The sequence below is a fragment of the Dickeya poaceiphila genome (genome assembly GCF_007858975.2).
In the GTDB taxonomy this organism is placed as follows: Bacteria; Pseudomonadota; Gammaproteobacteria; order Enterobacterales; family Enterobacteriaceae; genus Dickeya; species Dickeya poaceiphila.
The window spans coordinates 1,449,218-1,461,709 of sequence record NZ_CP042220.2 but is presented as its reverse complement, the minus strand read 5'-3'; the positions used below and the strand labels follow the sequence as shown (position 1 = coordinate 1,461,709).

14 protein-coding genes, 2 tRNA genes and 1 pseudogene are annotated in these 12,492 nt (G+C 41.2%); 10 read left to right on the top strand and 7 right to left on the bottom strand.

What is annotated here, in order from left to right; translation table 11 throughout:
- Positions 1–9: 9 nt before the first annotated feature.
- Positions 10–85, bottom strand: a tRNA-Lys gene (locus tag Dpoa569_RS06265).
- 324 nt (positions 86–409) lie between these two features.
- On the opposite strand from Dpoa569_RS06265, the gene cycA reads away from it, so the two are divergent.
- On the top strand, positions 410–1,819 hold the full coding sequence (gene cycA / locus Dpoa569_RS06260) for a D-serine/D-alanine/glycine transporter (protein WP_042871585.1): 1,410 nt from the start codon (positions 410–412) through the stop codon (positions 1,817–1,819).
- A 91-nt stretch (positions 1,820–1,910) separates the two neighbouring features.
- Here the strand turns inward: cycA and Dpoa569_RS06255 are convergent.
- A pseudogene (locus tag Dpoa569_RS06255) lies at positions 1,911–2,177 on the bottom strand (LysR family transcriptional regulator); the annotation flags it as partial.
- Between the two features lie 380 nt (positions 2,178–2,557).
- Between Dpoa569_RS06255 and Dpoa569_RS06250 the strand changes: the two are divergent.
- Positions 2,558–2,633, top strand: a tRNA-Asn gene (locus Dpoa569_RS06250).
- Positions 2,634–2,812: 179 nt separating this feature from the next.
- Positions 2,813–4,090 (top strand): tyrosine-type recombinase/integrase, encoded by a 1,278-nt coding sequence (locus Dpoa569_RS06245; protein WP_042871588.1) that lies wholly within the window; start codon positions 2,813–2,815, stop codon positions 4,088–4,090.
- 247 nt (positions 4,091–4,337) lie between these two features.
- Here the strand turns inward: Dpoa569_RS06245 and Dpoa569_RS06240 are convergent, their stop codons facing one another.
- Positions 4,338–4,829, bottom strand: coding sequence for a hypothetical protein (locus tag Dpoa569_RS06240; RefSeq protein WP_201765199.1), 492 nt, complete (start codon positions 4,827–4,829; stop codon positions 4,338–4,340).
- A gap of 486 nt (positions 4,830–5,315) precedes the next feature.
- Positions 5,316–5,744 (bottom strand): hypothetical protein, encoded by a 429-nt coding sequence (locus tag Dpoa569_RS19420; RefSeq protein WP_042871590.1) that lies wholly within the window; start codon positions 5,742–5,744, stop codon positions 5,316–5,318.
- Positions 5,745–6,176: 432 nt separating this feature from the next.
- Between Dpoa569_RS19420 and Dpoa569_RS06230 the strand changes: the two genes are divergently transcribed.
- Positions 6,177–6,509: a hypothetical protein gene (locus tag Dpoa569_RS06230; RefSeq protein ID WP_227983137.1), complete on the top strand. Its 333-nt coding sequence runs from the start codon at positions 6,177–6,179 to the stop codon at positions 6,507–6,509.
- A gap of 299 nt (positions 6,510–6,808) precedes the next feature.
- Positions 6,809–7,003, top strand: a complete 195-nt coding sequence (locus tag Dpoa569_RS06225; RefSeq protein WP_042871592.1) for a hypothetical protein — start codon at positions 6,809–6,811, stop codon at positions 7,001–7,003.
- A gap of 91 nt (positions 7,004–7,094) precedes the next feature.
- On the opposite strand, the gene pilV is transcribed toward Dpoa569_RS06225, so the two are convergent.
- Entirely contained in the window at positions 7,095–8,699 is a 1,605-nt protein-coding gene (gene pilV / locus Dpoa569_RS06220; RefSeq protein WP_050569476.1) for a shufflon system plasmid conjugative transfer pilus tip adhesin PilV, read from the bottom strand.
- Between the two features lie 182 nt (positions 8,700–8,881).
- Between pilV and Dpoa569_RS06215 the strand changes: the two genes are divergently transcribed.
- Complete coding sequence (locus Dpoa569_RS06215; protein ID WP_026357825.1) at positions 8,882–9,283, top strand: H-NS family histone-like protein; 402 nt, start codon at positions 8,882–8,884, stop codon at positions 9,281–9,283.
- Between the two features lie 126 nt (positions 9,284–9,409).
- Positions 9,410–9,664: a MafI family immunity protein gene (locus Dpoa569_RS06210; RefSeq protein WP_042871598.1), complete on the top strand. Its 255-nt coding sequence runs from the start codon at positions 9,410–9,412 to the stop codon at positions 9,662–9,664.
- A 212-nt stretch (positions 9,665–9,876) separates the two neighbouring features.
- Here Dpoa569_RS06210 and Dpoa569_RS06205 read toward each other — a convergent pair whose 3' ends face one another.
- Together Dpoa569_RS06205 and Dpoa569_RS06200 are read right to left on the bottom strand one after the other, a co-directional pair.
- Positions 9,877–10,161: a conjugal transfer protein TraD gene (locus Dpoa569_RS06205; protein WP_146411163.1), complete on the bottom strand. Its 285-nt coding sequence runs from the start codon at positions 10,159–10,161 to the stop codon at positions 9,877–9,879.
- Positions 10,158–10,415, bottom strand: a complete 258-nt coding sequence (locus Dpoa569_RS06200; protein ID WP_042871601.1) for a hypothetical protein — start codon at positions 10,413–10,415, stop codon at positions 10,158–10,160. The genes Dpoa569_RS06205 and Dpoa569_RS06200 overlap by 4 nt, the downstream gene beginning before the upstream one ends.
- A 331-nt stretch (positions 10,416–10,746) precedes the next feature.
- On the opposite strand from Dpoa569_RS06200, the gene Dpoa569_RS06195 reads away from it, so the two are divergent.
- From Dpoa569_RS06195 to Dpoa569_RS06185, 3 genes are all read left to right on the top strand, one after another.
- Complete coding sequence (locus Dpoa569_RS06195; RefSeq protein WP_042871602.1) at positions 10,747–11,103, top strand: type II toxin-antitoxin system RelE/ParE family toxin; 357 nt, start codon at positions 10,747–10,749, stop codon at positions 11,101–11,103.
- A gap of 1 nt (position 11,104) precedes the next feature.
- Complete coding sequence (locus Dpoa569_RS06190; RefSeq protein ID WP_042871606.1) at positions 11,105–11,434, top strand: helix-turn-helix domain-containing protein; 330 nt, start codon at positions 11,105–11,107, stop codon at positions 11,432–11,434.
- A 156-nt stretch (positions 11,435–11,590) separates the two neighbouring features.
- Entirely contained in the window at positions 11,591–12,490 is a 900-nt protein-coding gene (locus Dpoa569_RS06185; RefSeq protein ID WP_042871609.1) for a hypothetical protein, read from the top strand.
- Positions 12,491–12,492: the final 2 nt, after the last annotated feature.

Below are 12,492 nucleotides of genomic sequence, written 5' to 3'. Positions count from 1 at the left end.
TGATATTGTTGGTGGGTCGTATAGGGCTCGAACCTATGACCAATTGATTAAGAGTCAACTGCTCTACCAACTGAGCTAACGACCCAACGGGACGGATTATTCTCTTCTTAACGTCATCTGTCAAACAGTTCATTTTATTTTTTCAGAAGTCAGAGTATTCCTCAAACATCTTGTAACCTATCACGATTTTCCCTTCTGGCCTCAACAAGATACCTATGGTTAATATTAGGACATATTCATCTTCTGACGGAAACGTTTGCTCCTGACTGACTGGAGAGGCGCTGCAACGCATCATCAGATGAATACCGTGTTACTATTAAACACTGTGACTTTTTTATATCTCACGGGTGGCAGGAACAGCAAACCTGTCAAACCCCACTATGACAGACACAATCCGGAATAATATTACATGACAGAACAAACGCATCATGCCCCAGGCACAACAGGGCACAGCGACCTACGGCGCAATCTGACCAATCGCCATATTCAGTTGATCGCCATCGGTGGCGCCATTGGTACAGGCTTGTTTATGGGGTCGGGAAAAACCATCAGCCTTGCTGGCCCATCAATTATCTTTGTTTACATGATAATCGGGTTCATGCTGTTTTTTGTCATGCGCGCCATGGGGGAATTGTTACTTTCCGATCTCAATTACAAATCGTTCAGTGACTTCGCCGCCGACCTGCTAGGACCATGGGCAGGCTTTTTTACCGGTTGGACTTACTGGTTTTGCTGGGTTGTAACAGGTATTGCCGATGTTGTCGCCATCAGTGCTTACGCACAGTTCTGGTTCCCTGAGCTGTCGCAATGGCTCAGTTCTCTGCTATGCGTTCTGCTACTTTTGACCTTAAATCTGGCTACCGTCAAGCTGTTTGGCGAAATGGAATTTTGGTTCGCCATGATCAAAATTGTTGCTATCGTCACGCTGATCATCATTGGCGTTGGGCTGGTCATCATGAACTTTACCTCACCATCCGGTGCCGTGGCATCCGTGACCAACCTGTGGCAGGACGGTGGACTTTTTCCGAAAGGACTCAGCGGTTTTTTCGCTGGTTTTCAAATCGCTGTGTTTGCATTTGTCGGCATTGAACTGGTCGGTACTACAGCTGCGGAAACTAAAAATCCGACAGTGGTTTTGCCACGAGCAATCAACGCTATACCGATACGTATTATTATGTTTTATGTATTTGCGTTGATGATGATTATGTCGGTTACTCCATGGAGCCATATTGCAGCAGACCGCAGCCCGTTTGTTGAGATGTTTGTATTAGTAGGTTTTCCGGCCGCAGCCAGCGTCATTAACTTCGTAGTACTCACATCAGCAGCATCTTCAGCTAATAGCGGCGTGTTCTCGACTAGCCGTATGTTATTTGGGCTAGCCAGACAAGGTGATGCACCAGCGCGTTTTGGCAAGCTATCAAAACGTGCGGTGCCCTCAGCAGGACTCCTTTTTTCGTGCCTGTGCCTGCTCTCAGGTGTTGTGCTGATCTACTTGATTCCGAATGTCATGACAGTTTTTACGCTGGTCACCACCGTATCTGCCATTCTTTTCATGTTCGTGTGGAGTATTATCCTGTGCTCTTACCTGGTGTACCGCAAGCATCGGCCACAGTTGCACCAAGCATCTTCATATAAAATGCCATGGGGAATTATGATGAGCTGGGCCTGTCTGGCTTTCTTTGCTTTCGTGCTGATATTACTGACATTGCAACCAGATACGTTGCAGGCATTGATAGTCACACCTATGTGGTTTGTAGTTCTGGCGATCACCTACTTCTTCATTCGCCGTGGTAGAGCCAACGCTGATTCTCAAGCGTAGCACTCAGTACCAGCGCCAATTTAAAACAGCGTCAGATCCAATACGGTCAGCTACACCTGATGACATAGCTGACCGTATCCGATTAGACACTTACTGTTTGTCGTACACCATTCACTGCGTTTTTAGCCTGTTCGCACTGATTCAAAATAGTTTGTGCGTGCGAATACAGAATCTTGCCCGCTTCTGTCGGCGTCACGCCACGACGACTACGGACCAGCAGTTGCTTCTCCATTTCGCTTTCGAGCGTAGCAACTTGCTGGCTCAGCGCTGGTTGCGCAATATGCAACATTTCAGCAGCTTGGGTCAGGCTACCAATATCAACGATTTTCACAAAGTATTTGAGCCGTCTCAGATTCATGTGTACCTCCCGAATAGTTACAGCTAAGTAACTGCAAGAAGCGCGCCAGATTATTTTATTATTATCGAAAAAAATGCGGCGCCGTCTTAACATGCTTAAAAATAAGTAAAAGCAATGGCGATAGCAGCAACAGTAACAATGCTAATCCTCTCATCATAATTGATAGTATGTCAGCGCTGTCTCATGTTGCACCAAACTGGTGCGGTAATTGCTATCTGAAAGTGCACGCATTAGTCAATCACTCATCATCTGGCGCAAAAAACACCAACCACCTCAGTAATTTCAACAATTTGATTATAAGTTCATCAAACAGTTACACCTTGCGTCATCATGCTTTGACAAGTAATCAGGCTATCGCTATCATCCACACCACTAGCGATTCCTCTGTAGTTCAGTCGGTAGAACGGCGGACTGTTAATCCGTATGTCACTGGTTCGAGTCCAGTCAGAGGAGCCAATTTAAAGAAAGCAGACGTTCACTGACGTCTGCTTTTTTGCTTTATATCAATTGGTTATCCCCTTCTTCAGGTTCGCCCTCGTTCACCAAAAAACGCTCGAAGCCATACCCTTTTGCTGGTAAAAATACTGGTAAAGCTGGTTCGATTTCGTTTTTACCAGCAATCGGAGGGAACCGTCATGTCACTTACTGATACTAAAGTAAAAAATGCCAAGCCGTCAGAAAAGGCGGTGAAGCTCACTGACGGGTTCGGCCTCTACTTGCTGGTTCATCCCAATGGTTCCAAATACTGGCAGTTAGGCTATCGCTTTGAAGGAAAACAGAAGGTGTTTTCCATTGGCGTCTACCCGGCTGTTTCACTGGCTGATGCCAGACAACGACGGGATGAGGCAAAAAAGCTGTTAGCGGCTGGCGTTGACCCCAGCGCTAAAAAGCAGGCTGACAACAAAACTATTCAAGAGCGACGTAACAATACCCGCGCTTTCAAAACTGTTGCTAAGAGCTGGTTTGCCACCAAAACCACATGGTCGGAAGATTATCAGCGTTCTGTTTGGACACGTATTGAAACCTATCTGTTTCCTGACATCGGTAACAAGGACATTGCTGAACTGGATACAGGCGATCTGCTGGTTCCCATCAAAAAGATAGAAAAGCTGGGCTATCTGGAAATCGCTATGCGGGTGAAACAGTACGCCACTGCCATTATGCGCTATGCCGTCCAGCAAAAGATGATCCGCTTTAACCCTGCCTATGATTTGGAAGGTGCGGTTCAGAAACCACAAACGGAACACCGCCCCGCTATCGAGCTGGAAGAGATACCTACCCTGTTGGAACGCATTGAAGGCTATCAGGGACGTAGCAGGCTGACCCTGCTGGCGATAAAACTCACTCTGTTGATATTTATTCGCTCCAGTGAACTACGCTTTGCCCGATGGTCAGAGATCGATTTCAAAAGCGGTTTGTGGGTTATCCCTGAACAGCGTGAAGCCATTGAAGGGATCAAACATTCGGGCCGTGGTGCCAAAATGCGCAGGAAGCATTATGTTCCCTTATGCCATCAAGCACTGGCAATTTTGGAAGAGCTTAAAGGCCTCACCTATGACGTTAACGGTGATGACGGCTTTATCCTGACTGGCTGTTATGATGCGATGAAGCCAATGAGTGAAAACACCATCAATAAGGCACTACGCAAAATGGGCTATGACACCAAAACCGATCTGTGCGGTCACGGCTTTCGAACGCTGGCCTGTAGTGCCTTGATTGAATCGGGTATCTGGCCTGAAGATGTGGTAGAGCTTCAAATGAGCCACATGGAAAAGAACAACGTTCGCGCTGCCTACACTCACAAGGCCAAACACCTTGAACAACGCCGCCTGATGCTGCAATGGTGGGCTGATTTTCTGGACGCTAACCGGAATGGGATGGTCAGGCCGTTTGAGTTTGCACAGAAGGGATAAATTTGACTCTTGCTCAAATTTGAGTAAGATAACTGTGAGGCTTAATAAGAGCAGGGCTATCGGATATCACGGTGATATTGGTTCGATAGTGTGGATTGTAAGGTTCACCGACCTTATGGTAGCGGTAATCGTAAATGCAAGTTTATGATTGGCATGTGACCCAACTCAAAGAGAGTTAGCTAAGCAAGCGCTGCGACTACCAACCTCAATAATGAAAAAGGTGTTCTGAAAAGAGCACCTTTTTCATTTATAGAACAGAAACTTGTGCTACCAATGTACCGTTTGGGTTTATGTTACGATATGCCGTAACAACGCTATAAATAAGGCTACCCTCATCATTGGGGCTGTCAAATGCCGCTAACACAGCACATCCTTTACGCCCTCTCAGAACAACCACTCGGTGGTATCCTCCCATTTCCGAGAATTCACATACTATCCCTGCCTGATGAACAATAATCTCGGATACAAAACGAGGGACATCATGGATGGTAGGAAATCCCCACTGAATAAGCTTAGATCCTCGCTCTGACCAGATATGCCTAACACCAAAGCCTTTGTGAGGACCAATATGCTTACCCGCACGAAGAAAAATCTTCCCTCCGAGTTGGTTGAACTGTTTACTGGTTATTTTTACTTCACCCCAATGCTCAGTATTGTTCACCGGATGCAAAATATTATGATTTTCATGGAAAACATAATCAGCAGGAATTTCCATTAACTTATTATTATGTCTATTCAAACTGCCATTCCCTATGCATTATCATATCATCACAATGAACGAAAGATTGTAGCCAGATCCGTGATGCTAAAGCAACGTCAAACTCTTATCCAGATCAGGTTAGGTCAAACACCTTGAACAACGCCGCCTGATGCTACAAAGGAGAACTGATGCTTTATGTTGCCGGAAAGCAATAGTGAGACCGTTTGAGTTTGCGCAGAAGGGATAAATAACCGCCACGGATGGCTGATATTCCACTCAACTATTTCGTTAATGATGCGCTATAATCATCGTCTAAATAACACATAGTATGAGGCCAAATCGTGGATGAAAGATATATCATTATCCCGCATAAAACCAATCTATCATATAGATTTGACGGCAATGAAGAGGTTACTATTGAATTAGAAATGCACCTGATTTTCGATACCGTTAATCAACGAGTTATTACTGTTTGCAACTCATTGGAAGAAGCACAGATAAAGATTGAAGAGTTAAAAAGACAAGTTAGCTCAAGACCTCGTATGAAATAAAAGGCATTACGTTATATATCCTATGATGCTCTTTAATCAGTGGAGCATCAAAATACGCATACATATTGCTACCATCAGGAAATACATACCAACAGCAGCCATTGGATTTATGTCCCCATTCTTCACGAAAAAACCCTTTTCGAATATTGACACCTTCAGGCCAATCAGTGATTTTTTCTATCAAAAAAGAGTTATCATCTTTCATTGTTAACGAGAATAAAGAAAACTCCTCAACATCAACGATAAAAGGCATCTTTACATATCTCTGATAAACCTTTCCATCTTTATGCAAAAAGAACAGTTCTTTACCACACCAAGGGATTTTATTTTGATCATATTTAGCTGAATCGAGTTCTTTTACATTATCAGGCCAGTTGTTTTGTACGTTAATTAATATTTTCATTTAAACACCTATGTTATTTGTGATTTATTATTTATTATCAATAGCAAGTTTTTTTGTCAAATTTCACTCTCATCATATAACATCGTAACACAAGAGTTAAATTCAATATCAAAAACATAGGTCAATTAATTTCATCCCTAGCACCAATAAAATAAATTTGACACACCTTAATTTTCACTATAATAAACATTACAAATAAGTTAATTACCATAAGAATTATTATCTATACGACAATTTAAAAAGAGGAATATTCAATATGAAATATAAACTAAAAATAATAGATGAGTGGCGTGAAATAGCAGAAAAAAAGTCGACTTTACTTATATAAACTTGTTTGACTGGGAAGTTACTCCAATACCTACACCTCTAGAAAGAAAAAAAGTAAGAACACATTTTTTCCTTGATGAAGGAATAGTTTATGAGTGCATAATCATGTGTCCGATTCTTGCGGATTACCCAGACAATACACTATTTAAGATTGATGCTATAGATTCCAGCACATTTATATTAGATACAGATTGCGAGTGGCCTGATGGTGTTTCACCAACATCGGGGGTTGTTCCTAAATCAAAATCTAACAGTTCTGATTTTTTCTATACTTTCATGATGCCAAATGAGCGAGAGGTAGTACCCGCTCATTTGGAAATAAATATAATGAGAAGGTATTGTAAAGAACATAAGAAAAAATCTGCAAATCCTATGATAACGATAGAAGAGATTAGCGAATATCAAGACCAATATTCAACTGGCGGCAGTCTTCCATAGCGATATCAAGCTCTCAAGGTCAGAAATTTACCGACCGCAGGTTTTTCTGTCTCGCGTTTAGCAATTGACTAGCACCAATCCTAGCCTTACATTGCAGCCGATCAGGTACGAAACCTTATCACAACTCACCTGAACACCCGTTTCGCCCCTGAAAGGTACGCCAATACCAGACAGGGGCTAACCACACCGTTATGGAGCTAACGCTATGGCTGTTTATCAGTTTACCCATTCCCCACCTGAAAATCTGCATCTGGATACGGGCTTTTTTACTTCGGGCCAGTCTGTTCTGGAGGTGTGTTATGTTCGATAACACGCCGCTGGAACCAGAAGAAATTATCGATCAGTGTCGGGCATTGATTTACGCTGTTGTTGAAATTGATAATCCCCAAGCCAAAGAGATACTGAGTTTTGTGCTGTGGGAGCGTCTTGATTTCCTGTATCGGACATGTCATTCCGAAAGCACTGACGACACAGAGGGTGAATTTCAGGCATAACAGATAGATATGAAAACGTCAGATCTGCCTTGCGGTGGATCTGACTTTTAAACGATGTTATGGATAATACAGAGTGAAAACAAATGCTCTGTCAGTTTGATGAACAGAATACAGGCTCATTCCAGTTTGATGCATAACCTCCGCCGCACCCTTCACCTAATGTACGCCATGAACTCCAGTCGCCATTATGTTCAACACGCCCCACTTCGAGAGGCCATTGTCCACCACAATAATTTGCACAAACCTTAATGGAATTACCATCAGCCGCTTTCCAGAGACCATTAACACAGGAAAGAATCGCGCCATTTGCTGCTCTGCCCTGTAAGCCATTCGGTGAACATCCCCAACCAACATTGGCTACGCCATTTATCTGTAAAAACTCTCCAGCACTTATTCGGTTTGATGCCCAAATATCGCCCTGAGAATTCATTGTGGCTTTAACCTCTGTATTCGTCTTATTTGTAGTATAAATTGTCGAGGATGATCTGATATTGTTGTCAGATTCAATATTTCCAGAAGCATAAATATAACCATCTTTAGTCATAAAGGCTTTGGTTGAAGACTCACTTCCGGTGTAAATACTGTTTCTGGCGTAAAGGCTATCCCCCGTGCTGATACTTCCATTGGCTGTAATGGTTTGTCCTGAAAAAATATTTCCAGAAGCATCAACATTTCCGTTTGAATGGACATAACCACCATATAACCCGCCACTGGTCTGAACATTCTTGCCGCCATAAGCGTTAATGGTTGCCGTATCTGCCATATTCCAGCCACCGCCGTATTTCTGGAAATAAATCCCGCCATCACCTAATGTTCTGAACCAGTTTTGCGTATAGGTTTCACCACGAGATACTACAGTTGTGCCTGAAACAGTATTATTGGTATTGATATTTCCGTTAACCTGAGTGTTCCCCGCCACGGTTAGATCCGCACCTACTGTCGCCTCGCCCACAGTCTTAAGTATTCCCGTTGTCGTTGTCCCAGCCGCAGTGATGTTCTGAGCGTTATATATATTCTGACCACCCATATTCAGATCGCCCGTCATAGGGAGTGTTCCATCACGACGCAGGTAAACAGAATACATTGCAGAATCATATCCCACACGATAAGCCAGAAGCCCCGCAGCGGTGATATTGCTGTAGTCCGTAGAGAGTTCTGACCATTGACCACCATAACCTGATGCAGCGGTATCTGTTTTTGTCATTCCACTGTCAATTCCCGCTGTCTGCATCGCTTTGCCCAACAAGTCATAACGGACTTTCCCGCCATCAGCCCATACGTTCGTAGTCGTAATCAGGCCATTAATGATGTAGTTGGGAACGTTCCCTGAACGTCTCAAAAAAATTTTATATGAAGACTTTTGCGCATTAACACCAGAAAAAGAGGAAGGTAATAACCCTTCATTCACCAGTGTTTGATAAGTAATCTCGCAGACTGACCCCGAACACGTTCTTGGACCCGGATCACTTGACTGGCTGCTACTGGATGTCAGGGTAGAAAGCTTGTCATAACGGATATTGATATAGCCATTTACCGCCTCACCCATTTGCTTTATCTGTTCACCCACGGCTTTAGCAACAACAGTTTCCTGTTCATTTTTCATATCCTGAAATTTCATAAAAGTCACTGTTGTTCCAACACCCAGCACCAAAATGAGTTCTAACAGTGAGAACCCTTTCTTATTTTGTTTTTTCATTTTCATCGTCCTTTTTATTTTCACGTACTATTCAATTAACAAAAATGAAAAAGTGGTCAAGAGCAGGAAATGTAAATCCATAAAAAACGAATAATAAGGCATCAAACACATTGATAGTGTCTGCATTATTTTATCGTTTATAGTATGATGTGTATGACGTTCAACATTCAGGATAAATGATAATGAGTGAAGCCCTAAAAATATTAAATAACATTCGTACCCTTCGTGCTCAGGCTCGTGAAACCGATCTGGCAACACTGGAAGAAATGCTGGAAAAACTGACCGCCATTGTTGAAGACCGGCGTGAAGAAGAAGCCAGCGCACAGCAACAAAACGCGGAGCGTCAGGCTAAAATCGAAGCCTTACGCGCCAGACTGCTGGAAGATGGTATTGATCCGTCTGAACTGCTCGACGCAGGTGTTACCAGCAAAACAGCAAAAGCCAAACGCACTCCCCGTCCCGCTAAATACAAATATACCGACGAAAACGGCAACGAACAGACGTGGACAGGTCAGGGACGGACACCTAAAGCTATCGCAGCAGCGTTGGAAAGTGGTAAAACACTGGAAGACTTTGCTATTTAATTATATGACTCCCTGTTGTATTTGGTGCAATGGGGAGTCACTTAATTGGACAGGCTGTTCTGTGCCAAAAGCAGACATTGACATATGCTAATTTATGGAGAGCAGTCAATTGAGGAATTTTAAAAAATGTTTGCTAATCGAATAAGGAATTTTGGAAAGGCATTTGAAGGTAGATTAGAGCCTTTTCTACTTGAAGGTGCTTTGGACTATATAAACTTTAACGAAGAACCATTAGCCTTTGAAATCTTATGCGAACATATTTGTGAGTATGAAGTACAGCTTAGCCAAACTGAATATGATGAAGCTATAGCATTGGCTAAACATATGGGGTTGGATGTATTGGATGAACCCTACAAGCACTTAGCTGGCTTGATTGTATAATGAGTCGATTTGACCTGCTCCCCTTTGCTTAAGACGCATCGATGTAAGTATGCATTCCGAACTTCTGCTCCTCGCTCAGAGCAGACAGTCATATTATTCTGTCACGCCTACTACCTTAGACAAGCTACCGCGCCCTCTAGGGCTTGCTCAACAGCTCACCGACCTAAAAGCAAGTTTTAGGCCGGTTCACCGTTCGGACGTGAAAAAAATAATTAACATTTGGATTTATTTATAACATTTTCGATATAGACTTGGCCCTGTGCTTTATACCTTTCAATATCACGCTCAGGTAGATTAGATATATTGAGCAGAACACCAAAGACTAATTCTTTATCTACATAACCAATATCACAACCTAAGACTTTGGCAACCTCTGCACCGAAAATAATTTTCTGGCGTGTGTTTTCTTTTTTTGTTTGTTGTTTCTTTTTAGCTTCCAAGAAATATAAACGTTCCTGTGCTGAAGCAATTTGTTGTTTGATATCTTTTCTGGTCATTTATGTTCTCCCCAATGTTTTTTCTTGTTGGCATAAGGGACATCCGCATAATAATAACCATTACCAATTTTTTTCTTGATTGACTTAATTTTCAATTTAAATTGTTGCTTTATCTGGCGCTGTTTTGCTTGTTCCCTTATCTGGTTTACTAGTTTCTCTGCCTCTAAATAGGCTTGTTCTGTATTGGTATAGATCCCATCATCTAAAAGTCGCTTGGCTTCCCAATCAATAGCTTCATCATTATTTTTATACATTACACCTCCTTGTATTTGTTATATATTATCATTTATCATATTTTTGATAATTATCAATACAGGAAGATGATTTTATTTAATGAAAACCACAAGTCAGAATTTATACCTTACACCACAGCATTAACGCCGATTAAAACCAATACGGCTTCATTCAGTTCTCCGAGTTTCAAGTTTTTGTCTCACGCGACTACAAAATTTCTGGCCGCTCACCCAAAGAAAATCTAATAGACCATTGTATTTTAATGCATTTATTTCTCGCTCTTTCGGCTTGACTCTATACCCATATAGGTATAAATTATTCCCATATGGATATAACAACACAGATGATGCGATGCTTAAAAATTTGTATTGGATTGCCAGCGCAAGGAAAGACATGAAGGAAATGCCTGAAGAGGTTCAGGATGTTTTCGGCTATGCCCTGCATTTGGCTCAATGTGGGAAAAAGCACAGCGATGCCAAAGTGATGACCGGATTTAGCGGTGCTGGCGTTCTTGAGGTCGTTGAGGATTACGAAACTGATACGTATCGGGCTGTTTATACAGTTAAAATTGAAGATGCCGTATATGTTTTGCATGTGTTTAAGAAAAAATCTAAAAAAGGCATCGCAACACCAAAACCAGATATGGATAAGATCCGTGAAAGGTTGAAACAGGCTGAAGAACACGCAAATAGTTTAAGAGGAAAATAACATGAAAAACAAAATCGAAGTTAGCAGTGGTAATGTCTATGAAGATCTGGATCTACCAGATTCAACAACTATGTTTTTAAAGGCCCAGCTTGCATCCAAAATCACTGATATTATTAAAGATAACCACTATACACAAAATCAAGCAGCAGAAATTCTCGGTATCCCTCAATCCAAACTCTCCGGGCTGATGCGTGGACAGTTCCGAGGTGTTAGTGAGCTTAAAATGATGGAATGTCTACTCAGACTTGGACTCGATGTTGAAATTGTTGTAAGAGAACAAAGTAGTGAAAAAAAATCATCCAGCCTAATCCCTAGGGTTATTTTTGCCTGATGAGAAGATTGATTAGAAGGATATTAAATTTCATATAGATTTATAAAAAATAAAATTTTCTGCAGATCTAAAACCCCAACTTTATTTGTTGATTTTTTTACCTCTTTGTGTTATTAGTGCTTGCATATTTTAGATTAATAATCATTTGACGATTTTATGGAAATATCAAAAAATAAAGTATGGGAAGCAAAGGAATGGGAAAGTCACGTCAATGATCTTCTCCGGCTTAAATTCGGAGAAGAAAATTATATTCCGATACCTGATTTTCATAATGGGGATGCAGGAATTGAGGGATATTGCATACAAGGGTATGCATTTCAGTCTTATTGTCCCGATGAGGCATGTACGGTTGATAAGTTGTATGATAAACAAAGAGATAAAATGACAGCGGATGTTGGAAAATTTATTTTAGATAAAAATGGTTATTTGAAAAATATATTAAAAAACACAAAAATAAAGCGTTGGATTTTAGTAGTACCAAGACATTTATCAAAAAATTTGAATGTGCATGCAACAAATAAAGAAAGTGATATTTTATCAGCTGAATTACCTTATATCGATAAGGATGATTTTAAAGTATTGATTTGGGATCGAGATAATTTTAAAAAAGAAGAGGACGAGTTAATTAGCAGTGGGCTTAGATTATTGAAAATTGAAGTACCACGAGTGGATATGTCTGATATTTTTCATCTCAAAGATAGCAGTGAGTTTGGCGATAATATATCAAGAAAACTTAGAAAAATCAGGAATGATGAAAGCCAAGTTCAGAATGCATCAACAATGCTATTAAGAAATATTGTTATGTATAAAAATATTATGAGCGATCTTAAAGATAACTATCCAATTTTACATGAGAAAATAACAAACGGTATTCTGGATCGCGAGCAAGATTTGTCTTTAGCATTTTTTGATGCTAATATTTTGGCTCCGAATCAGCAAATTGAATTTCTAAATAATAAACTTAAAGAATTTAGTCGCCTTCATCAAGATAATCTAAAATGTATCTCAACTGGAGTAGTTGGTGATTGGCTAATGCGTTGTAATTTGGATTTTTAATC

Coding starts and splice junctions, on each gene's coding strand:
- cycA (WP_042871585.1), top strand. CDS start 410: ATGACAGAACAAACGCATCATGCCCCAGGCACAACAGGGCACAGCGAC.
- Dpoa569_RS06245 (WP_042871588.1), top strand. CDS start 2,813: ATGTCACTTACTGATACTAAAGTAAAAAATGCCAAGCCGTCAGAAAAG.
- Dpoa569_RS19420 (WP_042871590.1), bottom strand. CDS start 5,744: ATGAAAATATTAATTAACGTACAAAACAACTGGCCTGATAATGTAAAA.
- Dpoa569_RS06230 (WP_227983137.1), top strand. CDS start 6,177: ATGTGTCCGATTCTTGCGGATTACCCAGACAATACACTATTTAAGATT.
- Dpoa569_RS06225 (WP_042871592.1), top strand. CDS start 6,809: ATGTTCGATAACACGCCGCTGGAACCAGAAGAAATTATCGATCAGTGT.
- pilV (WP_050569476.1), bottom strand. CDS start 8,699: ATGAAAAAACAAAATAAGAAAGGGTTCTCACTGTTAGAACTCATTTTG.
- Dpoa569_RS06215 (WP_026357825.1), top strand. CDS start 8,882: ATGAGTGAAGCCCTAAAAATATTAAATAACATTCGTACCCTTCGTGCT.
- Dpoa569_RS06210 (WP_042871598.1), top strand. CDS start 9,410: ATGTTTGCTAATCGAATAAGGAATTTTGGAAAGGCATTTGAAGGTAGA.
- Dpoa569_RS06205 (WP_146411163.1), bottom strand. CDS start 10,161: ATGACCAGAAAAGATATCAAACAACAAATTGCTTCAGCACAGGAACGT.
- Dpoa569_RS06200 (WP_042871601.1), bottom strand. CDS start 10,415: ATGTATAAAAATAATGATGAAGCTATTGATTGGGAAGCCAAGCGACTT.
- Dpoa569_RS06195 (WP_042871602.1), top strand. CDS start 10,747: ATGCTTAAAAATTTGTATTGGATTGCCAGCGCAAGGAAAGACATGAAG.
- Dpoa569_RS06190 (WP_042871606.1), top strand. CDS start 11,105: ATGAAAAACAAAATCGAAGTTAGCAGTGGTAATGTCTATGAAGATCTG.
- Dpoa569_RS06185 (WP_042871609.1), top strand. CDS start 11,591: ATGGAAATATCAAAAAATAAAGTATGGGAAGCAAAGGAATGGGAAAGT.